Here is a 25,205-nt window from a genome sequence, read left to right on the forward strand (position 1 = left end):
AGGCAGGAACGACGGTGGCGGAACGGAGCACGGCTGCCGTCGGCGTGGCCGACACGAGCGGTGAGGAACCGCTGACCGCCAAGGCGGGTAAGGCCACGGACGACGGTGCAGAGGCCGAGAAGGTATCCGGCACGGAAAAGGACGCCGCACGCACTGACGAGAAGCGTGCCACGGCGCCCGAAGCGGAGCCGCCGGAGCTGCACAGCGGCCATAAGCTCGCCAGACGTTACCGTCTTGAGGAGTGCGTCACCCGTCTGGACGGATTCAGTAGCTGGCGTGCGGTCGACGAAAAGCTGCGCCGGGCCGTCGGGGTACACATCCTGCCGGCCGACCACCCACGGGCCCGCCCGGTGCTGTCCGCCGCCCGGTCCTCCGCGCTCCTCGGTGACCCCCGGTTCGTCCAGGTCCTCGACGCCGTCGAGGAAAACGATCTCGTATACGTCGTCCACGAATGGCTGCCGGACGCCATCGAACTCTCCGCCGTGTTCGCCAACGGCCCGATGGAGCCGCACGACGCCTACCAGCTCGTCAGCCAGATCTCGCAGGCCATGGCCGCCGCGCACCGCGAGGGCCTGTCGCATCTGCGGATCACCCCCGGCTCGGTGCTGCGTACGGAGTCCGGGCAGTACCGCATCCGCGGTCTCGCCGTCATGGCCGCGCTGCGCGGTATCACTTCCGAGCACCCCCAGCGCACCGACACCGAGGCGATCGGCGCGCTCCTGTACGCCGCCCTGACCCAGCGCTGGCCGTACGAAAGCGACGCCTACGGCCTTTCCGGCCTGCCGAAGGACGTCGGTCTGATCGCTCCCGACCAGGTACGGGCAGGAGTGCACCGCGGGCTGTCCGAGCTCGCCATGCGCGCGCTGGTCAATGACGGTGCCACGGCGTCCCGCCAGGAACAGCCGTGCACCACCCCGGAGGAACTGGCCAAGGCCGTCGCGGCGATGCCGCGCATCCGGCCTCCCGAGACGGCCTTCTCCACTCCGCCGCCCTACCAGCGCACCGGCTTTCAGCAGGGCACCTATGGTCAGCCGCAGTCCCGCACCGGCCAGTCGGCACCGCCCGTTCCCCTTCCGCCGCCTCCGCTGCAGAGCCGCACCGGCAAGGCACTCAAGTGGTCCGTCTCCGCGCTGCTCATCGCGGCTCTGGGGCTGGGCAGCTGGCAGCTGGCGGACACGCTGCTCAAGCGGGAAGGCGAACACGAGGGATCGGGCAACTCGCAGGCGGAGAACCACGCGCCGAAGAAGCACGTCAGCAAGCCGATCAAGATCGTTGATGCCACCGAGTACTACCCGGACGGCAAGCCGCAACACCCCGACCAGGTACGGGACACCTACGACGGGAACCCCGGCACCTACTGGCGCAGTGTGAGCTATCTCGAGGGACCGGACCTGAATCCGGCCTTCAAGAAGGGCGTGGGCATCGTCTACGACCTCGGCTCGGAGCAGCAGATAAGCAGCGCGTCGATCGGGCTGCACTACGGCGGCGATCACACCACCGTGACGCTCTACGCAGCCAATTCGCTCTCCTCGTCGGAGCCGCTGAGTTCCATGCGGAAACTCGGCACAACCCAGACTTCGGAGACCGAAGCGAAGATCAAGCTCAAGGAGCCGACGAAGGCACGCTACGTCCTCATGTGGATCACCGCGATGCCCCATTCGGAGCGGGACGACTACAGCGACAGCGGCTATAAGCAGGGTGTGACAGAGGTTTCCTTCGACAGCTGACGGGGGGTGGGCTCGGCGACCGCCGGCGGCGGAGTCTTCCGGTGCCGGCCGCTGAACCAGCCCTCCCCGGTCTCCCCCACGGGGGTCGTGTCCGTGAGTGTCCAGATGCGATCGTCATCGCATCGCAAAGAATGGCCTTCACTCGCCGTAGTCATCAATTTCACCACTTGCAGCAACCGGAATTCCGTTCCGCACCGGACAGCGCGACCGAGCCGAGTTCCCCAATACGCAGCCATGGGAATTTTGCGCCCCCTGTGCACTGGCTCCACCGCTCAAGAACGACACGCTTCGACCATCTGATCCGCCCGAGCTGCGCTCGGGCGGATCATTTACTTCCGTAGCACGGCGGGCTTCAATGGGACGCGAGATCAGGTAGCTATGGCCGGGGGGCCCGTGTCCACCGAGAGCGATGAGGTTTCGATACCGACCGACGCCGATCTCCTCGCCATGCACGTGAAAGGCGACACCGCCGCCTTCGGGGAGATCGTCCGACGACACCGCGACCGACTCTGGGCGGTGGCGATCCGCACTCTTGGTGATCGCGAAGAAGCCGCCGATGCCGTCCAGGATGCCTTGGTTTCCGCGTACCGTGCGGCCCACACTTTTCGCGGCCAATCAGCCGTGACGACATGGCTGCACCGCATCACGGTGAATGCCTGTCTGGACCGGGCCCGTAAGGCCGCCTCCCGACGCACCTCGCCCATCGCCGAAACCGAGCACCTCGAACAAATTCTTGAGCCGCACGAATCCGCCGCCATGCCTGCTGAGCGCCGGGATCTGCACCGCGAGCTGCTTGGCGCGCTGCGCACACTGCCTGAGGAGCAGCGCGCCGCTCTCGTGCTCGTCGATATGCAGGGTTACCCGGTCGCCGAAGCCGCCGAGATCCTCGGTGTCCCGACCGGCACGGTGAAAAGCCGCTGTGCACGGGGCCGTACCCGGCTTCTGCCCCTGGTCACCCATCTGCGCACCGACAACGGGGATAGCAGAGCCAGAAGCGGGGGAAGGAACCCGGCGCAGGGGCCATCCGTCCCACCGACGGCAGGACCGCATGACACAGGTGCCGTGAAGGGCGGAGGTGGGCGAGCGTGACGTCGACGACCGACACCGGTGAGCACCCGGAGGTCTCCGAGATCTCCGATCTCACGGATGGCCTGCTCTCACCGTCCCGTGCCGCTGCACTGCGCCACCATCTCGCCGCCTGTGCGCTGTGCGAAGACGTCTACGCTTCGCTGGAGGAAATTCGGGGTCTGCTCGGCACGCTCCCGGGCCCGACGCGGATGCCGGCCGATGTAGCCGGGCGCATCGATGCCGCGCTCGCTGCCGAGGTCCTGCTCGACTCCACCCTGCCCTCCAACGAGACGCTGGTTTCACGTGAAACAGCCACAGTCTCCGCCCCGGTTTCACGTGAAACCGAGTCCGGTTCGCCCATCGTCAGTGCAGCGCCCGGCCGGCCGAGCGGGCGGCCGCGGGGTGCATCCGGGCCGGGCCGTCAGACCTCAGGGGGCCGCAGGACCCGTTTGCGACGCTGGCCCAGGGTCCTGCTCGGCACCGCAGCAGCCGCAGCAGTGTTGGGCGTCGGTGGCATCCTGATCCAGAACGCCACCGGTGACGGCAGCCAGGGAGGCTCTCCGGTCCGGCACGCCCCGGCTGCTGAAAAGAGCGCGGGCGGTTCGGCTGGACTGACCTCCGCGACCCTCGGGGCACACGTCCACGACTTGCTCGCCTCGAAGGGGTCACGGAAGTCTCCGGATATCGGTACCCGAAGCTCCCCCGAGACTCCGCTACGTGGCAGTGCCGACACCGTCCCCTCGTGTGTGCGCCAAGGCATCGGCCGTACGGAGACACCGCTCGCAGCCAGTCACAGCGTCTACGGTGGGGAGGACGCCTACCTCGTCGTGCTGCCTCATCCGTCCGACCCCTCACGCGTCTCGGCGTATGTCGTCGCGTCCTCCTGCGTCTCTGCCGCTCCGCCTGTTCCCGGAAAGATTTTGCTGACCCACTCGTACCAGCGAGACTGAGCGGCGGGATGTGCACTGCGGCACTCCGGGAATGCCCGGCCCGTAGGATCCGTTGGGTGGGGTGAGAGTTTCGAGAGTGCCCCCAGCAAGCAGTCGGCAGAGACAAGGAAGACACCCGTGAGCGACGTCCGCAACGTGATCATCATCGGCTCCGGGCCCGCGGGCTACACCGCAGCGCTCTACACCGCCCGCGCGTCCCTGAAGCCACTCGTCTTCGAAGGTGCCGTCACCGCCGGCGGTGCGCTGATGAACACCACCGACGTGGAAAACTTCCCCGGGTTCCGCGACGGCATCATGGGTCCGGACCTCATGGACAACATGCGCGCTCAGGCCGAACGCTTCGGAGCCGAGCTCGTGCCGGACGACATCGTCTCGGTCGACCTCTCCGAGGAGATCAAGACCGTCACCGACACCGCGGGCACGGTGCACCGGGCGAAGGCCGTCATCGTCACCACCGGCTCGCAGCACCGTAAGCTCGGCCTGCCCCGCGAGGACGAGCTGTCCGGCCGCGGCGTCTCCTGGTGCGCCACCTGCGACGGGTTCTTCTTCAAGGAGCAGGACATCGTCGTCGTCGGCGGCGGCGACACGGCGATGGAAGAGGCCACGTTCCTCTCCCGCTTCGCCAAGACCGTCACGATCGTCCACCGCCGCGACACCCTGCGGGCGAGCAAGGCAATGCAGGAGCGTGCCTTCGCCGACCCGAAGATCAAGTTTGTGTGGGACAGCGAGATCGCCGAGATCCACGGCGAGAACAAGCTCTCCGGTCTGACGCTGCGCAACGTCAAGACCGGCGAGACGTCCGAGTTCCCGGCGACCGGCCTGTTCATCTCGATTGGCCACGACCCGCGGACGGAACTGTTCAAGGGCCAGCTGAACCTGGACGACGAGGGCTACCTGAAGGTCGAGTCGCCGAGCACGCGTACGAACCTGGCGGGCGTCTTCGCCGCTGGTGACGTCGTGGACCACACCTACCGGCAGGCGATCTCCGCAGCGGGCACGGGCTGCTCCGCAGCCCTCGACGCCGAGCGGTTCCTCGCGGCGCTCGCGGATGGCGAGACCGCCGGTGAGCCGGCGAAGGTCGCTTCCGTCTGACCTCGCACCCCCGCTTTCCCACTCACCCACGCAGTAAGGAGATTGCCATGGCCGGCGCCACGGTAACCGTGACGGACGACAACTTCGAAGAGGTCGTCCTCAAGAACGACAAGCCTGTCCTGGTCGAGTTCTGGGCCACCTGGTGCGGCCCGTGCCGCCAGGTCGCCCCGTCCTTGGAGGCCATCGCCGCCGAGCACGACGAGATCGTCATCGCCAAGCTGAACACTGACGAGAACCCGGCGACCACCGCCAAGTACGGCGTCATGTCCATCCCGACCATGAACGTCTACCAGGGCGGCGAGGTCGTGAAGACCATCGTGGGTGCCAAGCCGAAGGCGGCGATCCAGCGGGATCTGGCGGACTACCTCGTCTGAGGCACGCCGCTACGTTTCACGTGAAACGGGCCCGTCCCTTCAAGGGGGCGGGCCCGTTCTCTGTTCGCTGCCGCTACAGGGGCCGCAGGGCAGGTTCCTTCTGGACGGCACCCAGCAAGCGGTCGAGGGCCAGCTCGACATCTTCCTTCCACGAGATCGTGGTCCGCAGCTCCAACCGCAGCCGCGGGTACCGCGGGTGCGGACGTACGGTCTTGAAGCCCACCGCGAGGAGGTGGTCGGCAGGCAGGACACACGCCGGCCCGTTCCACCGGGCGTCTCCGAAGGCTTCGATGGCCTTGAAGCCGCGCTGGATAATGTCCTTGGCCACCGTCTGCACCATCACTCGCCCGAGCCCCTGTCCTTGATAGCCGGGGAGCAGCCACGCGGTGAGCAGCTGTACCGCATCCGGCGACACCGGGCTGGTGGGAAAGGCCATGGACCGCGGGACATAAGCAGGCGGGGCATACATCACGAACCCGACGGGCGCATCGTCGACATAGACCACCCGCCCGCAGGATCCCCACTCCAGCAGCACTGCCGAGATCCAGGCTTCCTTCTCAAGCTCGGGTCGGCCCGCCTTTACCGCGGCTTCGCCGCTGACGGGGTCGAGCTCCCAGAAGACGCAGGAGCGGCAGCGCTTGGGGAGATCCGGAAGGTTGTCCAGCGTGAGTGGTACGAGCCGTCGGCCCATGAAGCCAGGTCCTCACTTCCCTCGCCGGCCGCACCGCGGAACGCCGTCAGCGCCGCCCGTTCTCTGAGCAGACCGCCGACGAAGCCTCCGAGGACTGCGAGGCAGAACCCCGCTGCCCACGTTCCGGTGCGGTTCACCGATCGCATGGCCCTCTCCTCGATGTGAGGTGTCTCCACGTGGATGCGTGCCATACCCGATCGCATCGTATCCACCCTTTACGGGCGCGGATAGCGCCCAGAGAGCAAAGGCGGGCCGTGTTCCGGTATGGACTCCGGAACACGGCCCGCCCTTGAGCCAAAGCGGTCGGCTCAGCCTTCGTCGTCGCCTTCCTGAGTCAGCGACTGCCCCAGCACGCGTCCTTCGCCGGGGGCGAGCGTGCCGAGGATGCGCTCCAGATCGTCTATCGACGCGAACTCAACGACGATCTTTCCCTTCTTCTGACCGAGGTCGACCTTTACCCGGGTCTCGAAACGGTCGGACAGCCGGGAGGCGAGACCGGTGAGGGCGGGAGACACCAGGGCACCCGCACGGGGCCTCTTGGCCTTGCCCCCACTCTTACGACTCGGCCCCATCACCTTCACGATCTCCTCGACCGTGCGCACGGAGAGTCCCTCCGCCACGATGCGGCCCGCGAGGTGTTCCTGCTCCTCGGAGTCGTCCACGGGGAGCAGCGCACGGGCGTGGCCGGCAGAGATTGTTCCTGCCGCGAGCCGCTTCTGTACGGACGGCGGGAGATTCAGCAGACGCAGTGTGTTGGAAACCTGCGAACGCGAACGCCCGATCCGGTCGGCCAGTTCGTCATGCGTGCACGTGAAGTCCTTCAGCAACTGGTCGTAAGCAGCTGCTTCTTCTATGGGGTTGAGCTGTGCCCGGTGAAGGTTCTCCAGAAGCGCGTCGAGCAGCATCTTCTCGTCGCCCGTGGCCCGGACGATGGCCGGAATCCTCTCCAGCCCGGCCTCACGGCACGCCCGCCAGCGGCGCTCGCCCATGATGAGTTCGTACTTCTCCGGTGCCGTCTGACGGACCACCACCGGCTGTAGCAGACCCACCTCCCGGATGGAGGCGACCAGCTCTGCGAGCGCGATCTCATCGAAGTACTCCCGCGGCTGCCGCAGGTTCGGCTTGATCGCGTCCAGAGGCACCTCGGCGAAGTGCGCGCCCGCGACCTCTGATACCGCCGCTGACTTCTCCGGCTCGGTCGTTGGTTCCGTTTCACGGGAAACATCGTTCGTCGGCAGAGATGCGACCTTGGCTGCCGCAATTCCGCGCTCCGGGGTCAATACCGGTACGGCCGTCGGTGACGTCGTTCCCCGGCCCACCGCAAGCCCGGCATGGTCCGTGCTCTGCGGTGCCGCGGGGATCAGCGCACCGAGCCCACGGCCCAGCCCTCTACGTCGTTCGCTCACTGAGTCCCCTCCGACATGCTGTGCTGTGCTTCATAAGTGATGCTGAGTCCCCGGCTCTCGGCCCGGGGAGCTCCACGCAGCGCGATCTCTCTGGCCGCTTCGAGGTACGACAGCGCCCCACTGGATCCTGGGTCATAGGTGAGCACCGTCTGCCCATAGCTGGGTGCCTCGGAGATACGCACCGAGCGGGGGATGCTCGTACGGAGCACCTCGTTGCCGAAGTGGCTGCGCACCTCGTCAGCGACCTGAGAAGCCAGGCGGGTGCGTCCGTCGTACATGGTGAGAAGAATCGTCGAGACATGGAGCTTGGGGTTGAGATGCCCCCGCACCAGATCGACGTTCCGCAGGAGCTGTCCCAGGCCCTCCAGCGCGTAGTACTCGCACTGGATCGGGATCAGCACCTCGGCGCCGGCGACCAGAGCATTCACGGTCAGCAGGCCGAGCGAGGGCGGGCAGTCGATGAGGATGTAGTCCAGCGGCTGTTCATACGCCTTGATGGCCCGGTCCAACCGGCTTTCGCGCGCTACCAGCGAGACCAGTTCGATCTCGGCGCCGGCCAGATCGATCGTGGCGGGCGCACAGAACAGGCCCTCCACTTCCACCACTGGCTGCACCACGTCGGAGAGCGGCTTGCTCTCCACCAGCACGTCATAGATGGACGGCACTTCGGCGTGGTGGTCGATGCCCAGAGCCGTAGAAGCATTTCCCTGCGGGTCGAGGTCGATCACCAGAACTCGAGCACCGTGCAGGGCCAGCGAGGCTGCCAGGTTCACCGTGGTCGTGGTCTTGCCGACCCCGCCCTTCTGGTTGGCAACCACCATGACCCGTGTCTGATCGGGCCGGGGCAGCCCCTCACCCGCGCGGCCAAGTGTCTCTACCGCCAGTTGAGCTGCACGACCGATCGGGGTGTCGTCCATCGGGGGCGGCGTTTCACGTGAAACGTCGTCCCCGAACGACTCGCTACGGGGACCGGGGACCGGATCGGTCATCGGGCCCGCGATGTTGGCGTCGGACCGCAAGGATTCACTCTCCTCGACATCAGGCTCGGAATGTTCAGAGCCTGCCATGCTTTCGGCGTCGTGAACCAGCGAGGTCCGCTCTCCTGTGGAGGAATCCACTTCTGTGGATACTTTCCTCACCCTGGTGGGCTTGTGGCCACGCGGCACAGCAGCCGCCCGACCACGGCCGATGATCCCTTGCAGCAGAGAACGACGTTTCACGTGAAACACGATGCCAGCGTCGCGTCCGAATAGGCCGCGACACTCCGTCTTATATCGTTTTGATGGCGCCTGCGGAATTCGCCCCTTCAGTGATGCGGCGGACGACACGCCCGCCGCACCGGCGCCGACCTGCGCACCTCCGGCATCAGGGCGTCAGCGCCGACGGCCCCGGGACACACGGCTGACGCGCGCCGCCTTGGCCCGCTTGGCCGCAAAACGCACACCGCCGGGGCTCTCGCCCACCTCGACCCGCACCACGGTCGACAGCGGATCCACGATGCCCTCACCTACGTGGACCACCGAGGTTTCCACCACACCCAGCTTGCTGAGCGCCGCCCGAGCCCCCTTGAGCTCTTCCTCTGCGGCATCGCCCTTGAGCGCCAGCATCTCGCCGTAGGGACGCAGCAGAGGGACTCCCCAGCCGGCCAGCCGGTCGAGCGGAGCGACGGCCCGTGCCGTGACCACATGCACCTGAGGAAGCTTGCCCATGACCTCTTCGGCGCGTCCCCGCACCACCGTCACATGGTCGAGCCCGAGCAGCTCGACGACCTCCTGGAGGAAATTCGTCCGCCGCAGCAGCGGCTCCAGGAGCGTGATCTTCAGGTCCGGACGTACCAGGGCCAACGGAATGCCCGGCAGCCCCGCCCCCGAGCCCACATCGCAGACCGAGACACCCTTGGGAACCACTTCGGAGAGCACCGCGCAGTTCAGCAGATGCCGCTCCCACAGCCGGGGCACCTCGCGCGGGCCGATGAGCCCCCGCTTCACCCCCGCGTCAGCGAGCAATTCGCCGTACCGCACGGCCTCCGGAAAGCGCTCACCGAATACCTCCTGCGCCGCTTTCGGCGCGGGAGGAAGTTCCGCCGCTGGCTCCGTCACGGGAACCGCCCTTCCTCTGGGACTGCTTTTCCTGCCGGGAATCCGGGAGACGATCCAAGATCATCCCTGGAGTAACACAGAAGGCTGACAAGTTTTGGCCCCGCCTGCGAGCAGACGGGGCCAAAGACATCTGAAGCGCTGAGGGGTCAGGCCGGGAGGACAACCACGCGACGCTGCGGTTCCTCGCCCTCGGACTCGCTCCGCAGGCCGGCCGCCGCCACCGCGTCGTGGACAACCTTGCGCTCGAACGGCGTCATCGGGTCGAGCTTCACCGGCAGGCCGGTGCTCTTGGCTTCTTCCGCCGCCTTCGCACCCAGCTCCGCGAGCTCCGTACGCTTGCGCGCCCGGAAGCCGGCGATGTCCAGCATGAGACGGCTGCGGTCACCGGTCTCGCGGTGCACCGCGAGGCGGGTCAGCTCCTGGAGCGCCTCCAGCACCTCACCGTCATGGCCCACCAGCTTCTGCAGATCACGGCTGGTCGAGTCGCTGATGATCGACACAGCGGCGCGGTCGGCCTCGACATCCATGTCGATGTCGCCGTCGAGGTCCGCGATATCCAGCAGACCCTCGAGGTAGTCGGCCGCGATCTCGCCCTCCTGCTCAAGGCGGGTCAGGGTGTCGGTGCCCTCGGTGGCAGGGGTCGTGTCCGTCACGAAAGGACTCCTTCTTACTTCTTGGTCGGGTGCTTGGGGCGCTGCTGACCCTTGCGCTGTCCGGACTTGGTGGTGCGGGTGCCCGAGGCGGAGCTGCCCTTCGCCTTGCTGTCCGGCTTCTCCGGGGACTGCTTCTCCAGCGACTGCTTCTTCGACGCATCGGCGCCGGAGGCGGCGCCACCGGATCCGGCCCGCGTACGGCTCTGCGTACCGCCGCCCACAGCACCGGTGCCCGCCGTGGCCTGCCGCTTGGACTTCGGCTGACGCTTGGGCTGCTGGCGGTTCTGACGCGCCTCTTCGACGGCCTTCTTCGCCTCGACCACGGCCGGGTCCTCGACCAGCTTGCCCGCGGCGCGCAGCCGCTCCTGGCGCTCCGTGAACGCCTTGCTGCCGGGGGTGGGGTTACGGCGGATGACGAACATCTGCTGGCCCATGGTCCACACGTTGGTGGTCAGCCAGTAGACGAGAACACCGACGGGGAAGTTGATGCCGAAGACGGCGAACATGATGGGGAAGACGTACATCAGCATCTTCTGCTGCTGCATGAACGGCGTCTTCACCGTCAGGTCGACGTTCTTGGTCATCAGCTGGCGCTGCGTGTAGAACTGCGACGCCGACATCAGGATGATCATGATGATCGTGACGACGCGGACGTCGACCAGCGAAGCGCCCAGGCTCTCGATCTTCTCCGCGCTGTCCATGAACTTCGCCGCCAGCGGCGCACCGAAGATGTGCGCCTTCTGCGCGCTCTCCAGCAGCGGCAGGTCAATGACGCCGACCGTCTTGTTCTGCGCGATGTGGCTGAGGACCTGGTACAGCGAGATGAAGAACGGCGACTGGGCCAGAATCGGGAGACAGCTCGAGAGCGGGTTGGTGCCCGTCTCCTTGTAGAGCTTCATCATCTCTTCGGACTGGCGCTGCTTGTCGCTCTTGTAGCGCTCCTGGATCGCCTTCATCTTCGGCTGAAGCGCCTGCATGTTCCGCGTCGACTTGATCTGCTTCACGAAGAGCGGGATCAGGCAGATACGGATCAGCACCACCAGCGAGACGATGGACAGACCCCACGCCGCGCCACTGTCCTTGCCAAAGATGAGGCTGTAGAACGAGTGGAACTGGACGATGATCCAGGAAACGGCGTAATAGAGAGGTTTGAGGATCGTGTCCACGAATCAGGCTCCTTGGACGTTGGGCTGAGTCTCGGGCTGGGCGACAGGCTCAGGGACGGTGGGCCCGCCCAGGCGGCTCCTCAGCCGCTGATGCCAAACCGGACGCTTCCGGGGAGGGACGTGGTCGACGCCACCGAGCGACCACGGATTGCACCGCAGGATGCGCCAGGCGGTCAGCGCAGTCCCTTTCACCGCGCCGTGCCGGTCGATGGCGGTGTAGCCATAGTGCGAACACGACGGGTAGTACTTGCAGACCGGGCCCAGCAAGGGGCTGATGGTCCACTGGTAGATCTTGATCAAAAGCAGCAGCGGGTACTTCACCGTGCACTCCCTCCCGGGTCCAGGCCGGGGGTCCGGGGATCGTTCCCCGGGGGATTGCAGCCTCGTGGCACCCCTCCCAGCAGCCGCTGCAGCGCGGCGTCCAGGTCGCGGGCCAGCTGATCGTTATCCGCCGCACCCGCGCCGGGCAGGGCCCGTACGACAACCAGGCTACCGGCGGGCAGCCGGTCCAGCCGATCGCGCATGAGATGGCGGAGCCTGCGCTTGACCTTGTTGCGCACCACAGCGATGCCAACGGCCTTGCTCACGACGAAACCCGCACGCGTCGGGGGAACGCATTCCCCCGACGCGTGCGGGTCCGTTGCACCGCTACGAAAATGAACGACAAGGAGCGGGCGCCCGGCCCTGCGTCCCCGGCGTACCGCGGTCGCAAAGTCCTCGCGCCGCCTCAGCCGATGCTCGGTAGGCAGCACGTCATGGACCTAGGGTCTGGCTGCTCAGGCCGACAGGCGGGCGCGACCCTTGCCACGGCGGGACGCCAGGATCGCGCGGCCGGCACGCGTCCGCATGCGCAGACGGAAGCCGTGGGTCTTCGCGCGGCGGCGGTTGTTCGGCTGGAAGGTGCGCTTGCTCACTCGGGGGCTCCAGGAATACTTGTTGTCTCAAGAGAGACAAATGTGGGGCGTCTACTGGCTGTCACCGTGCGCCCACGAGTAGCTCGCAACGCCTTAGTGCACCGCTACACGATCACTGAGAGCGCGATCTTTGCCCATCGGAGGCAGGCGGCAGCAGCCATCGACAACTCGACCTGGTCACGGTACGCGCGGCTGCGCCATCCGGTCAAACCGGCCCTTGCCCGGTACGCACCGGCCCCTTGTCAGGACACACTATGCACAGCCTGTGGACAACAACTTGAATCCCCAGGCCCGCCCTGACTACCGTGGCAGAACTCCATTTACTTCCCGCCCGTCCTGAGAATCACACATTCGTGGGACTGTGAGAGAGCGTGCCCTGTGGCTGACGTACCTGCCGATCTTGCCGCAGTGTGGCCGCGCGTCCTCGACCATCTCCTACGTGCCGACGGCGACAGCCTCAAGCCCAAGGACCAGGACTGGCTCAAGCGCACCCAGCCCCTGGCGCTGGTTGCCGACACCGCGCTGCTCGCCGTCCCCAACGAGTTCGCCAAGGGCGTGCTCGAAGGCCGGCTCGCCCCCCTGATCGGGGAGGCCCTCAGCCAGCAGTGCGGGCGGCCGATCCGGATCGCGATCACCGTCGACGACTCCGCCGAGGAGCCCCCGGCGCAGTCCGCGCCGCCCGTTCCTCCGCAGCAGGCTCAGCACCAGGCACCCCAGCAGCCGCACGATGCGTACGACGGCTACGACAACAGGCAGGGATACGGGCGCCAGGGCGACGACCTCCCCTCCGTACGTCCCGCCTACCCCGGCTACCAGCAGCCCCGGCACGAGCAGGGTTCCTGGCCGCAGCACTCCCCCGGTATGGGCGGCGGCCCGCGTGAGGACTACGGCTGGCAGCAGCAGCGCCTCGGCGGTTTCCCCGAGCGCGACCCGTACGCCTCCCCGCCCTCGCACGTACAGCAGCACCAGCAGAACGACTACCGTTCGCAGGTTCCCGAGCGACCCGGTCCGCCCCAGCGCTCGGACGGTCCGCACTCCCCTTATGACCAGCCGCCGCGCCGCGACCTCACCGAGCACCAGGCCCCCGGGCACAACGGCCGCTCCGGGCCGCCCGCGCCCAGCGGTGCGCCCGGTCCGCTCGCGGCGCAGCCCGCGCCCGCGGCCGGCCCCGGTGAGCCGACCGCGCGGCTGAATCCGAAGTACCTCTTCGACACCTTCGTCATCGGTGCCTCGAACCGCTTCGCGCACGCCGCCGCGGTCGCCGTCGCCGAGGCGCCGGCCAAGGCGTACAACCCGCTGTTCATCTACGGCGAGTCGGGTCTCGGCAAGACCCATCTGCTGCACGCGATCGGGCACTACGCGCGCAGCCTCTATCCGGGCACCCGCGTGCGGTACGTGAGCTCGGAGGAGTTCACCAACGAGTTCATCAACTCCATCCGCGACGGCAAGGCGGACGCGTTCCGCAAGCGCTACCGCGATATGGACATCCTGCTCGTCGACGACATCCAGTTCCTGGCGAGCAAGGAGTCGACGCAGGAGGAGTTCTTCCACACCTTCAATACGCTGCACAACGCGAACAAGCAGATCGTGCTCTCCAGTGACCGGCCGCCCAAGCAGCTGGTCACCCTGGAGGACCGGCTGCGCAACCGCTTCGAATGGGGTCTGATCACGGACGTCCAGCCGCCCGAGCTGGAGACCCGGATCGCGATCCTCCGCAAGAAGGCGGTGCAGGAGCAGCTGAACGCGCCGCCCGAGGTGCTGGAGTTCATCGCGTCCCGGATCTCGCGGAACATCCGTGAGCTGGAGGGCGCGCTGATCCGGGTCACGGCGTTCGCCTCGCTCAACCGGCAGCCGGTGGACCTGGGGCTCACCGAGATCGTGCTGAAGGATCTGATCCCCGGTGGCGAGGACGCCGCGCCGGAGATCACCGCGACCGCGATCATGGCCGCGACCGCCGACTACTTCGGGCTGACCATCGACGACCTGTGCGGCTCCTCGCGCAGCCGGGTGCTGGTGACGGCCCGCCAGATCGCGATGTATCTGTGCCGTGAGCTGACCGACCTCTCGCTGCCGAAGATCGGTGCGCAGTTCGGCGGCCGCGACCATACGACGGTGATGCACGCCGACCGCAAGATCCGCGCGCTGATGGCCGAGCGGCGCTCCATCTACAACCAGGTCACCGAACTGACCAACCGCATCAAGAACGGCTGACGCGGGCGCCCCGCGTCCGCCGGCCGCCGCAGGCGACCAGGGCGCTTCGGGACGCGCTCCCGGGGCGCCCTCCGTCGTACGGGGAGACCGGGGGACGCGTTGGCGCGGAGGTGCGGCAGCGCGCCATGGGGGAGCTACGAGTGCCACAGGAGGCGTTCTGCGTCACGACCGGCCGCGACCGGAGAGGGCCCCGGACCGCTCGACGACCCCGGTGAACCGCCTCCGGAGCGGGTTCCTGACCCGTTCCGGCGCGTCCCAAACCTGTGGAGCGCGCGGTCGCTGTTCGATTCCGGGCCGGGACACGGCCTCTCTCCACAGATTGGGCAAGAATCTTCCGTCCACACCCTGGGGACTGGAAAGTTATCCCTGTGGGATCCACAGGCCGGTGTTCCTACGGGACATCGGACGAGGTCAGCCGGGTGTGGATTTGTGGCCAACCGTAATCCACAGGCTGTGGACGAAGATTTCGTCCACAGGGGGCGGGAGGGCTTGTCCACCGGCTGCCCACAGGAGCGCCGACGTTGTCCCCAGCTTCTCCACATCCCTGTCCACTGTTCGGCAACGCAACACCCGCTCTCACCGGGCCGAGTGAAAGCGGTCACACCGAGGCGGTGGGTTGGGCTGTGGGGAACGTGGGTAAGCCTGGGGACGGCACTGGGGAGAAGTACCCCTCGCCTGTGCATCGGGTGTGCAGAACTTTCGGCAGTCCACAGAACCGCCGGCTTGTCCACTGCCTCCACCCACAGGGCCGGTGGACAAAAAATCCGTGTTGACCTGCGCAAAGGCAGTTGTCCACGGTTTCCACAGGCCCTACTACTACGACCACGGATATCTACCGGGGAACTTGCTCGGAAACGGGGCCTGTGCACAACTCGGCCCGAGAGTGCCCCACGCCGATCGAGTCGACTTGACCCCGAGCCGCAACGACTGTCGGTGGCGTGCGTCAGACTGGTCTCCGGCAACTCAGCCGACGACGAAAGCCAGCAGGGCGAGAGCCAGCAACAGCAGGAGGCGGTTTCCGGTGAAGATCCGGGTGGAGCGCGATGTACTCGCGGAGGCGGTGGCCTGGGCGGCCAAGAGCCTCCCGGCCCGTCCGCCGGTGCCCGTCCTCGCGGGCCTGCTGCTGAAGGCGGAGGACGGCAGCCTGAGCCTCTCCGGCTTCGACTACGAGGTCTCGGCGCGGGTCTCGGTGGACGCCGATGTGGAGGAGGACGGCACCGTCCTCGTCTCCGGCCGGCTGCTCGCCGACATCTGCCGGGCCCTCCCCAACCGGCCGGTGGAGATTTCCACCGACGGTGTACGAGTGACCGTGGTCTGCGGTTCCTCCCGGTTCACCCTCCACACCCTCCCTGTGGAGGAGTACCCGTCGCTGCCGACGATGCCCACCGCCACCGGCACCGTTCCCGGTGAGGTCTTCGCCGCGGCCGCCGCCCAGGTGGCCATCGCCGCCGGCCGTGACGACACCCTCCCGGTGCTCACCGGCGTCCGTATCGAGATCGAGGGCGACACCGTCACCCTGGCCTCCACCGACCGCTACCGCTTCGCGGTGCGCGAGTTCCTGTGGAAGCCCGAGAGCCCGGACGCCTCCGCGGTCGCGCTGGTCCCCGCAAAGACGCTGCTGGACACCGCCAAGTCGCTGAGCAGCGGCGACACCGTCACGCTGGCGCTGTCCGGCTCCGGTGCGGGCGAGGGCCTGATCGGTTTCGAGGGTGCCGGGCGGCGGACGACGACCCGTCTGCTGGAGGGCGACCTGCCCAAGTACCGCACCCTCTTCCCGACGGAGTTCAACTCGGTCGCCGTGATCGAGACCGCGCCGTTCGTCGAGGCCGTCAAGCGTGTGGCGCTGGTGGCCGAGCGGAACACCCCGGTCCGGCTGAGCTTCGAGCAGGGTGTGCTGATCCTGGAGGCCGGCTCCAGCGACGATGCACAGGCTGTGGAGCGGGTGGACTCCGATCTGGACGGCGACGACATCTCCATCGCCTTCAACCCGGGCTTCCTGCTGGAGGGCCTGTCGGCCATCGACTCCCCCGTGGCCCAGCTGTCCTTCACGACCTCGACCAAGCCCGCGCTGCTCAGCGGCCGCCCGGCCAAGGACGCCGAGGCGGACGACGCGTACAAGTACCTGATCATGCCGGTGCGGCTGTCCGGCTGAGTCCGCTGACGGCCGACGGGGCGCGGCCCTCCGGCCAGGAGCGCGAGGGACATCTCTCGCGCGGTCGGGGTGCGCCGGTGCGGCCCCCCGGCCGGGGCGGCTGACGGCGGTGGAGCACGGGCCGCCGCGGCCCCGACGGAGGTCCGGAGCCCTTGGGGCGACCGGCTGACGCCCCGCCGATGAGCGCCCGAGCCCACAGGTGTGCACGCACCTGCGGGCGTAGGCTCGGACTCGGGTACGAAACGCAACGACTACGTGCAAAGAGGGTCTCTGATGGAGCTCGGTCTCGTCGGTCTCGGCAAGATGGGCGGCAATATGCGCGAGCGCATCCGCCGCGCAGGCCACACCGTCATCGGATACGACCGCAACCCGGACCTGGCGGATGTCCACAGCCTCGCTGAGCTGGTGGACAAGCTCAAGGGCCCGCGGGTCGTCTGGGTCATGGTGCCGGCCGGTGCCGCCACCCAGTCGACGATCGACGAGCTGGCCGAGCTGCTCTCGCCGGGCGACATCGTCGTGGACGGCGGCAACTCCCGCTGGACCGACGACGAGAAGCACGCCGAGGAGCTGAAGGCCAAGGGCATCGGCTTCGTCGACTGCGGTGTCTCCGGCGGCGTCTGGGGCCTGGAGAACGGCTACGCGCTGATGTACGGCGGCGCCGCCGACGATGTCGCCAAGGTGCAGCCGATCTTCGACGCGCTCAAGCCCGAGGGCGAGTTCGGCTCGGTGCACGCCGGCAAGGTCGGTGCGGGCCACTTCGCGAAGATGGTTCACAACGGCATCGAGTACGCGATGATGCAGGCGTACGCCGAGGGCTGGGAGCTGCTGGAGAAGGTCGACTCCGTCACGGACGTGCGTGAGGTCTTCCGCTCCTGGCAGGAGGGCACGGTCATCCGTTCCTGGCTGCTCGATCTGGCGGTCAACGCGCTCGACGACGACGAGCACCTGGACAAGCTCCGCGGCTTCGCCGCCGACTCCGGTGAGGGCCGCTGGACGGTCGAGGCCGCCATCGACAACGCCGTGCCGCTGCCCGCGATCACGGCCTCGCTCTTCGCGCGCTTCGCCTCCCGCCAGGAGGACTCCCCGCAGATGAAGATGATCGCCGCGCTGCGCAACCAGTTCGGCGGCCACGCGGTCGAGAACAAGAAGTAAGCCACACCACAGCCACACCAGCAGTTCGGCAGCCGGGGGAGGTCGGCGCACCGTCATGCACGTATCGCATCTGTCGCTCGCCGACTTCCGCTCCTACGCCCGGGTCGAGGTCCCGCTCGATCCGGGCGTCACCGCTTTCGTGGGCCCCAACGGGCAGGGCAAGACCAATCTCGTCGAGGCCGTCGGCTATCTCGCCACGCTCGGCAGCCACCGCGTCTCCTCGGACGCCCCGCTGGTGCGGATGGGCGCGGACCGGGCCATCGTCCGGGCCGCCGTCGTCGAGGGCGAGCGGCAGCAGCTGATCGAGCTCGAACTCAATCCGGGCCGGGCCAACCGCGCCAGGATCAACCGGTCGTCGCAGGTCAGACCGCGCGATGTGCTGGGGATCGTACGGACCGTGCTGTTCGCGCCGGAGGATCTGGCGCTGGTCAAGGGCGACCCCGGGGAGCGCCGGCGGTTCCTGGACGAGCTGATCACCGCGCGCTCGCCGCGGATGGCCGGGGTGCGCGCGGACTACGAGCGGGTGCTCAAACAGCGCAACACGCTGCTCAAGACGGCGGCGATGGCCCGACGGCACGGCGGCAGGCAGCTGGATCTGTCGACGCTGGACGTGTGGGACCAGCATCTGGCGCGGGCCGGCGCCGAGCTGCTCGCGCAGCGGCTCGATCTGATCGCCGCGCTCCAGCCCCTGGCGGACAAGGCGTACGGGCAGCTGGCGCCGGGCGGCGGGCCGCTGGCGCTGGAGTACCGCGGTTCGGCGGGCGAGGCGATGGCCGCCGCGTCGACCCGCGAGGAGCTCTACGGCGTGCTCCTGGAGGCGCTCGGCGAGGCCCGGAAGGGCGAGATCGAGCGCGGCGTGACCCTGGTCGGCCCGCACCGCGACGATCTGGTGCTGAAGCTGGGACAGCTGCCGGCCAAGGGGTACGCCAGTCACGGCGAGTCCTGGTCGTACGCGCTGGCGCTGCGGCTGGCCTCGTACGACCTGCTGCGCTCGGAGGGGGCACCGGGGCCCGCCGCGCCCGAGGGCGGCCGGCGGGCGGGCGAGCCGGTGCTGGTGCTCGACGACGTCTTCGCGGAGCTGGACGCCCGGCGGCGGGAGCGGCTGGCGGAGCTGGTGGCGCCGGGCGAGCAGGTGCTGGTGACGGCGGCGGTGGCCGACGATGTGCCGGGCGTGCTGGCCGGTGCGCGGTTCGCCGTCTCGGAGGGCACCGTGCGGAAGGCCGGGCCGTGAGCGGCGAGCAGCTGCCCGGACCGGGTGCCGAGTCCGATCGGCCCAGGGCGCCGGAGCTGTCCGGGGTGGATCTGGCCCGCCAGGCGCTGGTGGCCGCGAAGGAGCAGGCGCGGGCGCGGGGCGCCGCCGTACAGCAGAAGAAGCAGGCCAGGCGGGGCGGGCTGCGCTCGGGTGCGCGGGCGGACGGCCGCGATCCGCTGCCGCTCGGCGCGGCGATCAACCGGCTGATCACGGAGCGCGGCTGGGAGACCCCGGCCGCGGTCGGCGGGGTGATGGGGCGCTGGCCGCAGCTGGTGGGCCCCGAGGTGGCGCAGCACTGCGAGCCGCAGAAGTACGACGAGGACGCCCGGGTGCTGACCGTGCAGTGCGACTCGACGGCGTGGGCGACGCAGCTGCGGCTGCTGGCGCCGCAGCTGGTGGCGCGGCTCAACCAGGACCTGGGGCAGGGCACCGTAAAGCTGATCAAGGTGCTGGGGCCCGGTGGTCCGGCGCGGCGGTACGGGCCGCTGCGGGCGCCCGGCAGCACGGGGCCCGGCGACACCTACGGCTGAGCCGTAGGGGACCTGCGTACGGGTGTCTACGCATGGTGCGGATGAGACTCCGCTCACGGTAGCCCGTGGTTGACAGCCGGAAGCGCTGAGTGCCCGCTTAAGCGTCCTGGGGCCCCATCTCAGATATGGGGAGTCGGCGGACGTTAGTTCAGGGCGGCACATGACGACTCAGGTGCCTGCAAACCCCCATGAGTGTCAGCGCTACCGGTAGACTGGCAGCAATCCCGCCCACTCGCGGAACATGTCGAACGACGCAGCCGCTCCCGCCTGTCTTCCCAGGGGTGTCCCCCACAGGTGCGGAAGGGCTCGTGCTGTGCCAGAAAGGGCGCTTCGTGGCCGACTCCGGCGACCTCAACGAGAACAACACGGCTTCTACTGAAGAGGGGGTTCCTCTCGGCGCCATGGCCGACTCCTCGGTGGAGAAGTCGTACGACGCCAGCGCGATCACCGTCCTCGAGGGCTTGGACGCGGTCCGCAAGCGCCCCGGTATGTACATCGGCTCGACGGGCGAGCGCGGTCTGCACCACCTCGTGCAGGAGGTCGTCGACAACTCCGTCGACGAGGCGCTGGCCGGCCACGCGGACACCATCGATGTGACGATCCTGGCCGACGGCGGCGTGCGCGTCGTCGACAACGGCCGCGGTATCCCCGTCGGCATCGTGCCGTCCGAGAACAAGCCGGCCGTCGAGGTCGTGATGACCGTTCTGCACGCCGGCGGCAAGTTCGGCGGCGGCGGTTACGCGGTCTCCGGTGGTCTGCACGGTGTGGGTGTCTCGGTCGTGAACGCGCTGTCGCAGCGGGTGGCGGTCGAGGTCCGCACGGACGGGTTCCGCTGGACGCAGGAGTACAAGCTCGGTGTGCCGACCGCGCCGCTGGCCAAGAACGAGGCCACCGACGAGACCGGCACGATGGTGACGTTCTGGGCCGACGGCGACATCTTCGAGACCACCACGTACAGCTTCGAGACGCTGTCGCGGCGCTTCCAGGAGATGGCGTTCCTCAACAAGGGCCTGTCGATCGCGCTGACCGACGAGCGCCCGGACCACGTCGACGAGGACGGCAAGCCGCTCACGGTGCGCTACCACTACGAGGGCGGCATCGTCGACTTCGTGACGTACCTGAACTCCCGCAAGGGCGAGCTGGTGCACCCGACGGTCATCGACGTCGAGGCCGAGGACCGCGAGCGGCTGCTGTCGGTCGAGATCGCGATGCAGTGGAACACCCAGTACAGCGAGGGTGTCTACAGCTTCGCGAACACCATCCACACGCACGAGGGCGGCACCCACGAGGAAGGCTTCCGTGCGGCGCTGACGGGTCTGATCAACCGGTACGCGCGCGACAAGAAGCTGCTGCGCGAGAAGGACGACAACCTCACGGGCGAGGACATCCGAGAGGGTCTGACGGCGATCATCTCGGTCAAGCTCGGTGAGCCGCAGTTCGAGGGCCAGACCAAGACGAAGCTGGGCAACACCGAGGCGAAGACCTTCGTGCAGAAGGTCGTGCACGAGCACCTCACCGACTGGCTGGACCGCAACCCCAACGAGGCCGCGGACATCATCCGCAAGGGCATCCAGGCGGCGACGGCGCGGGTCGCGGCCCGTAAGGCGCGCGATCTGACCCGTCGCAAGGGGCTGCTGGAGACGGCGTCGCTGCCGGGCAAGCTGAGCGACTGCCAGTCCAACGACCCGACGAAGTGCGAGATCTTCATCGTCGAGGGTGACTCGGCCGGTGGTTCGGCCAAGTCCGGCCGTAACCCGCTGTACCAGGCGATTCTTCCGATCCGCGGCAAGATCCTCAACGTCGAGAAGGCGCGGGTCGACAAGATCCTCCAGAACAACGAGGTGCAGGCGCTGATCTCGGCGTTCGGCACCGGTGTTCACGAGGACTTCGACATCGAGAAGCTCCGCTATCACAAGATCATCCTGATGGCGGACGCCGACGTCGACGGTCAGCACATCAACACCCTGCTGCTCACCTTCCTCTTCCGCTTCATGCGGCCGCTGGTCGAGGCCGGGCACGTCTACCTCTCCCGTCCGCCGCTGTACAAGATCAAGTGGGGCCGGGACGACTTCGAGTACGCCTACTCCGACCCGGAGCGGGACGCGCTGATCGAGCTCGGCAAGCAGAACGGCAAGCGGATCAAGGACGACTCGGTCCAGCGGTTCAAGGGTCTCGGTGAGATGAACGCCGAGGAGCTGCGGGTCACGACCATGGACGCCGACCACCGGGTCCTCGGCCAGGTCTCGCTGGACGACGCGGCCCGCGCGGACGACCTGTTCTCCGTGCTGATGGGCGAGGACGTCGAGGCCCGTCGCTCGTTCATCCAGCGCAACGCCAAGGACGTCCGCTTCCTCGACATCTGAGCCCTGTCGGCCCTCCCCCCGCCCCGGGCGGGGGGACCTCAACCAGCCGCAGCTCGAAAGGACTTTGAATCAGCATGGCCGACGAGAACACTCCCGTCACTCCCGATGGCGTGACCGCCGAGGGCACGCCCGCCACCGTCGAAGGCGTGGGGATGCGCGTAGAGCCGGTCGGGCTCGAAACGGAGATGCAGCGCTCCTACCTCGACTACGCGATGTCCGTCATCGTCTCGCGTGCGCTGCCCGATGTGCGCGACGGCCTCAAGCCGGTGCACCGCCGTGTGCTGTACGCGATGTACGACGGCGGCTACCGCCCCGAGAAGGGCTTCTACAAGTGCGCCCGCGTCGTCGGCGACGTCATGGGTACGTACCACCCGCACGGCGACACCTCGATCTACGACGCCCTGGTGCGGCTGGCGCAGCCGTGGTCGATGCGGATGCCGCTGGTGGACTCCAACGGCAACTTCGGTTCTCCGGGCAACGACCCGGCCGCGGCCATGCGGTACACCGAGTGCAAGATGAAGCAGCTGTCGATGGAGATGCTCCGGGACATCGACGAGGAGACCGTCGACTTCCAGGACAACTACGACGGCCGTAACCAGGAGCCGACGGTCCTGCCGGCCCGCTTCCCCAACCTGCTGATCAACGGCTCGGCCGGTATCGCGGTCGGTATGGCCACCAACATCCCGCCGCACAACCTGCGCGAGGTCGCGGCCGGTGCCCAGTGGGCGCTGGAGAACCCCGCGGCGTCCAACGAGGAGCTGCTGGACGCGCTGATCGAGCGCATCAAGGGCCCGGACTTCCCCAGCGGCGCGCTGGTGGTGGGCCGCAAGGGCATCGAGGAGGCGTACCGCACCGGCCGCGGCTCGATCACGATGCGCGCGGTGGTGGCGGTCGAGGAGATCCAGAACCGCCAGTGCCTGGTGGTCACCGAGCTGCCGTACCAGGTCAACCCGGACAACCTCGCGCAGAAGATCGCCGACCTGGTGAAGGACGGCAAGATCGGCGGTATCGCGGACGTCCGCGACGAGACGTCCTCGCGGACGGGCCAGCGGCTGGTCATCGTCCTCAAGCGGGACGCGGTCGCCAAGGTCGTGCTCAACAACCTCTACAAGCACACCGACCTCCAGACGAACTTCGGCGCGAACATGCTCGCCCTGGTGGACGGCGTGCCGCGCACGCTCTCGCTGGACGCGTTCATCCGCAACTGGGTCAACCACCAGATCGAGGTCATCGTCCGGCGGACGAAGTTCCGGCTGCGCAAGGCCGAGGAGCGGGCGCACATCCTGCGCGGTCTGCTCAAGGCGCTGGACGCGATCGACGAGGTCATCGCGCTGATCCGGCGCAGTGAGACGGTCGAGGTGGCGCGTGAGGGCCTGATGGGCCTGCTGACGATCGACGAGATCCAGGCGAACGCGATCCTGGAGATGCAGCTGCGCCGGCTGGCGGCCCTGGAGCGCCAGAAGATCACCGCCGAGCACGACGAGCTCCAGCGCAAGATCGGCGAGTACAACGCGATCCTGGCCTCCCCGGAGCGCCAGCGGCAGATCATCAGCGAGGAACTGGCCGCGATCGTCGAGAAGTTCGGCGACGACCGGCGCAGCAAGCTGGTGCCCTTCGAGGGCGACATGTCCATCGAGGACCTGATCGCCGAGGAGGACATCGTCGTCACGATCTCCCGTGGCGGCTATGTGAAGCGGACCAAGACCGACGACTACCGCTCGCAGAAGCGCGGCGGCAAGGGCGTACGGGGCACGAAGCTCAAGGAAGACGACATCGTCGACCACTTCTTCGTCTCCACCACCCACCACTGGCTGCTGTTCTTCACGAACAAGGGCCGGGTCTACCGCGCGAAGGCGTACGAGCTGCCGGACGCGGGCCGTGACGCACGGGGCCAGCACGTCGCCAACCTGCTGGCGTTCCAGCCGGACGAGCGGATCGCGCAGATCCTGGCGATCCGCGACTACGACGCCGCGCCGTATCTGGTGCTCGCCACCAAGGGCGGCCTGGCGAAGAAGACGCCGCTCAAGGACTACGACTCGCCGCGCTCGGGCGGTGTGATCGCGATCAACCTGCGCGAGCGGGAGGACGGCTCGGACGACGAGCTGATCGGCGCGGAGCTGGTGTCGGACACCGACGACCTGCTGCTGATCAGCAAGAAGGCGCAGTCGATCCGGTTCACCGCGTCGGACGAGGCGCTGCGGCCGATGGGGCGCGCCACGTCGGGTGTGAAGGGTATGAGCTTCCGCGAGGACGACGAACTGCTCTCGATGAATGTGGTGCGTGAGGGTACTTTCGTCTTCACCGCCACCGACGGCGGCTACGCCAAGCGCACCCCGGTGGACGAGTACCGCGTCCAGGGCCGCGGCGGTCTGGGCATCAAGGCAGCCAAGATCGTGGAGGACCGGGGTTCGCTGGTCGGCGCGCTGGTGGTCGAGGCGACCGATGAGATCCTGGCGATCACCTTGAGCGGCGGTGTGATTCGTACGCGGGTCAACGAGGTCCGGGAGACCGGTCGTGACACGATGGGCGTCCAACTGATCAACCTGGGCAAGCGGGATGCCGTCGTCGGCATCGCACGGAACGCCGAGGCAGGTCGTGAGGCCGAAGAGGTCGACGGTCCCGAAGGGGCCGACGAGACCGAAGCGGCCGAGGGGACCGAGCCCACGGCAACCGAGGGCGAGCAGCCCGCGGCGGAGTAACACGAGGAGTAGAGCGTGAGTGGAGCCACGGGCGCTGCAGCGGGTGGACCGGGAACCGAGAAGGGTTCCCCGTCCGGACCCGCGACCGTGACGGAGGACAGCGCCCGTGGCTCCGCCGTTGCCGAGGACTCCCGACAAGAGGGCTCCTATCAGGGGGGAACCGTGACCGACACGCGTCAGCCGTATCCGCAGCCACACGCGCAGTCCCAGGGCGGACAGCAGCCGTACCAGCCGCCCCAGGCGTACAGCACGGGCGGCACCAAGGGCGCGGGGCAGCAGTCCGCGCGCCTGCCTCGTACGGACGCCCGTACGACGCCACGGACCCGTAAGGCCCGGCTGCGGGTGGCGCGGGCCGATCCGTGGTCGGTGATGAAGGTCAGCTTCCTGCTCTCCATCGCGCTGGGCATCTGCACGATAGTCGCCGTCTCGGTGCTGTGGATGGTGATGGACGCCATGGGCGTCTTCTCCGCGGTCGGCGGGACGATCAGCGACGCCACGGGCGCGGACGGCGGCGGCTTCAATCTCCAGTCGTTCCTGTCGCTGCCGAGGGTGCTGCTGTTCACCACGATCATCTCGGTGATCGATGTGGTGCTGGCGACGGCGCTGGGAACGCTCGGCGCCTTCATCTACAACCTGTCGGCCGGCTTCGTCGGCGGGGTGGAGCTCACCCTCGCCGAGGACGAGTGAAGCCCTGATGGGAGGGCGT

21 protein-coding genes and 1 pseudogene are annotated in these 25,205 nt (G+C 68.0%); 13 read left to right on the top strand and 9 right to left on the bottom strand.

What is annotated here, in order from left to right:
* Positions 1–14 precede the first annotated feature (14 nt).
* The 5 genes from IH09_RS17795 (at position 15) to trxA (ending at position 5,211) form a co-directional block, all read left to right on the top strand.
* Positions 15–1,727 carry a protein kinase family protein gene (locus IH09_RS17795; RefSeq protein WP_052857278.1) on the top strand — a complete coding sequence of 571 codons (1,713 nt, stop codon included), beginning with the start codon at positions 15–17 and terminating at the stop codon, positions 1,725–1,727.
* A gap of 378 nt (positions 1,728–2,105) precedes the next feature.
* The gene (gene sigM / locus IH09_RS37365; protein WP_094793622.1) at positions 2,106–2,816 is read left to right on the top strand and encodes an RNA polymerase sigma factor SigM; all 711 of its coding nucleotides are present in this window, start codon (positions 2,106–2,108) and stop codon (positions 2,814–2,816) included.
* Entirely contained in the window at positions 2,813–3,745 is a 933-nt protein-coding gene (locus IH09_RS37370; protein ID WP_110952390.1) for a hypothetical protein, read from the top strand. The genes sigM and IH09_RS37370 overlap by 4 nt, the downstream gene beginning before the upstream one ends.
* A 117-nt stretch (positions 3,746–3,862) precedes the next feature.
* Complete coding sequence (gene trxB, locus IH09_RS17805; RefSeq protein ID WP_052857280.1) at positions 3,863–4,837, top strand: thioredoxin-disulfide reductase; 975 nt, start codon at positions 3,863–3,865, stop codon at positions 4,835–4,837.
* A gap of 47 nt (positions 4,838–4,884) precedes the next feature.
* A complete protein-coding gene (gene trxA / locus IH09_RS17810; RefSeq protein WP_052857281.1) occupies positions 4,885–5,211 on the top strand; it encodes a thioredoxin in 327 nt (108 codons plus the stop codon).
* Positions 5,212–5,284: 73 nt separating this feature from the next.
* On the opposite strand, the gene IH09_RS17815 is transcribed toward trxA, so the two are convergent.
* From IH09_RS17815 to rpmH, 9 genes and pseudogenes are all read right to left on the bottom strand, one after another.
* Complete coding sequence (locus IH09_RS17815; protein WP_052857282.1) at positions 5,285–5,902, bottom strand: GNAT family N-acetyltransferase; 618 nt, start codon at positions 5,900–5,902, stop codon at positions 5,285–5,287.
* A gap of 308 nt (positions 5,903–6,210) precedes the next feature.
* Entirely contained in the window at positions 6,211–7,308 is a 1,098-nt protein-coding gene (locus tag IH09_RS17820; RefSeq protein ID WP_110952391.1) for a ParB/RepB/Spo0J family partition protein, read from the bottom strand.
* Positions 7,305–8,375, bottom strand: coding sequence for an AAA family ATPase (locus tag IH09_RS17825; protein WP_110952392.1), 1,071 nt, complete (start codon positions 8,373–8,375; stop codon positions 7,305–7,307). The genes IH09_RS17820 and IH09_RS17825 overlap by 4 nt, the downstream gene beginning before the upstream one ends.
* A 306-nt stretch (positions 8,376–8,681) precedes the next feature.
* On the bottom strand, positions 8,682–9,407 hold the full coding sequence (gene rsmG / locus IH09_RS17830) for a 16S rRNA (guanine(527)-N(7))-methyltransferase RsmG (protein ID WP_052857284.1): 726 nt from the start codon (positions 9,405–9,407) through the stop codon (positions 8,682–8,684).
* Between the two features lie 146 nt (positions 9,408–9,553).
* Positions 9,554–10,060: a Jag family protein gene (locus IH09_RS17835; RefSeq protein ID WP_052857285.1), complete on the bottom strand. Its 507-nt coding sequence runs from the start codon at positions 10,058–10,060 to the stop codon at positions 9,554–9,556.
* 14 nt (positions 10,061–10,074) lie between these two features.
* Entirely contained in the window at positions 10,075–11,226 is a 1,152-nt protein-coding gene (gene yidC / locus IH09_RS17840; protein WP_052857286.1) for a membrane protein insertase YidC, read from the bottom strand.
* A gap of 3 nt (positions 11,227–11,229) precedes the next feature.
* Entirely contained in the window at positions 11,230–11,547 is a 318-nt protein-coding gene (gene yidD, locus IH09_RS17845) for a membrane protein insertion efficiency factor YidD (protein WP_042150996.1), read from the bottom strand.
* Positions 11,548–11,609: 62 nt separating this feature from the next.
* Positions 11,610–11,978 (bottom strand): annotated as a pseudogene (gene rnpA / locus IH09_RS17850) (ribonuclease P protein component); the annotation flags it as partial.
* Between the two features lie 24 nt (positions 11,979–12,002).
* Complete coding sequence (gene rpmH / locus IH09_RS17855) at positions 12,003–12,140, bottom strand: 50S ribosomal protein L34 (RefSeq protein ID WP_003949374.1); 138 nt, start codon at positions 12,138–12,140, stop codon at positions 12,003–12,005.
* A gap of 378 nt (positions 12,141–12,518) precedes the next feature.
* On the opposite strand from rpmH, the gene dnaA reads away from it, so the two are divergent.
* The 8 genes from dnaA to IH09_RS17895 all read left to right on the top strand — a co-directional run bounded on the left by dnaA (position 12,519) and on the right by IH09_RS17895 (position 25,186).
* Positions 12,519–14,351, top strand: coding sequence for a chromosomal replication initiator protein DnaA (gene dnaA, locus IH09_RS17860; RefSeq protein WP_110952393.1), 1,833 nt, complete (start codon positions 12,519–12,521; stop codon positions 14,349–14,351).
* A 1,021-nt stretch (positions 14,352–15,372) separates the two neighbouring features.
* Positions 15,373–16,503 carry a DNA polymerase III subunit beta gene (dnaN, locus tag IH09_RS17865; protein WP_052857289.1) on the top strand — a complete coding sequence of 377 codons (1,131 nt, stop codon included), beginning with the start codon at positions 15,373–15,375 and terminating at the stop codon, positions 16,501–16,503.
* A 273-nt stretch (positions 16,504–16,776) separates the two neighbouring features.
* The gene (gene gnd, locus IH09_RS17870) at positions 16,777–17,655 is read left to right on the top strand and encodes a phosphogluconate dehydrogenase (NAD(+)-dependent, decarboxylating) (RefSeq protein WP_052857290.1); all 879 of its coding nucleotides are present in this window, start codon (positions 16,777–16,779) and stop codon (positions 17,653–17,655) included.
* 55 nt (positions 17,656–17,710) lie between these two features.
* Entirely contained in the window at positions 17,711–18,886 is a 1,176-nt protein-coding gene (gene recF, locus IH09_RS17875; protein ID WP_052857291.1) for a DNA replication/repair protein RecF, read from the top strand.
* Positions 18,883–19,437 (top strand): DUF721 domain-containing protein, encoded by a 555-nt coding sequence (locus IH09_RS17880; protein ID WP_052857292.1) that lies wholly within the window; start codon positions 18,883–18,885, stop codon positions 19,435–19,437. The genes recF and IH09_RS17880 overlap by 4 nt, the downstream gene beginning before the upstream one ends.
* 332 nt (positions 19,438–19,769) lie before the next feature.
* Positions 19,770–21,800: a DNA topoisomerase (ATP-hydrolyzing) subunit B gene (gyrB, locus tag IH09_RS17885; protein ID WP_381526530.1), complete on the top strand. Its 2,031-nt coding sequence runs from the start codon at positions 19,770–19,772 to the stop codon at positions 21,798–21,800.
* Between the two features lie 74 nt (positions 21,801–21,874).
* A complete protein-coding gene (gene gyrA / locus IH09_RS17890; RefSeq protein WP_052857294.1) occupies positions 21,875–24,499 on the top strand; it encodes a DNA gyrase subunit A in 2,625 nt (874 codons plus the stop codon).
* 15 nt (positions 24,500–24,514) lie between these two features.
* Positions 24,515–25,186 carry a DUF3566 domain-containing protein gene (locus IH09_RS17895; RefSeq protein WP_094793618.1) on the top strand — a complete coding sequence of 224 codons (672 nt, stop codon included), beginning with the start codon at positions 24,515–24,517 and terminating at the stop codon, positions 25,184–25,186.
* The last annotated feature ends 19 nt before the right edge of the window (positions 25,187–25,205 follow it).

Origin of the sequence: Streptomyces celluloflavus (assembly GCA_000720995.1) — a bacterium.
GTDB lineage: Bacteria > Actinomycetota > Actinomycetes > Streptomycetales > Streptomycetaceae > Streptomyces > Streptomyces celluloflavus.

Coding starts and splice junctions, on each gene's coding strand:
- IH09_RS17815 (WP_052857282.1), bottom strand. CDS start 5,902: ATGGGCCGACGGCTCGTACCACTCACGCTGGACAACCTTCCGGATCTC.
- trxA (WP_052857281.1), top strand. CDS start 4,885: ATGGCCGGCGCCACGGTAACCGTGACGGACGACAACTTCGAAGAGGTC.
- gnd (WP_052857290.1), top strand. CDS start 16,777: ATGGAGCTCGGTCTCGTCGGTCTCGGCAAGATGGGCGGCAATATGCGC.
- sigM (WP_094793622.1), top strand. CDS start 2,106: ATGGCCGGGGGGCCCGTGTCCACCGAGAGCGATGAGGTTTCGATACCG.
- IH09_RS17825 (WP_110952392.1), bottom strand. CDS start 8,375: ATGGCAGGCTCTGAACATTCCGAGCCTGATGTCGAGGAGAGTGAATCC.
- recF (WP_052857291.1), top strand. CDS start 17,711: ATGCACGTATCGCATCTGTCGCTCGCCGACTTCCGCTCCTACGCCCGG.
- gyrA (WP_052857294.1), top strand. CDS start 21,875: ATGGCCGACGAGAACACTCCCGTCACTCCCGATGGCGTGACCGCCGAG.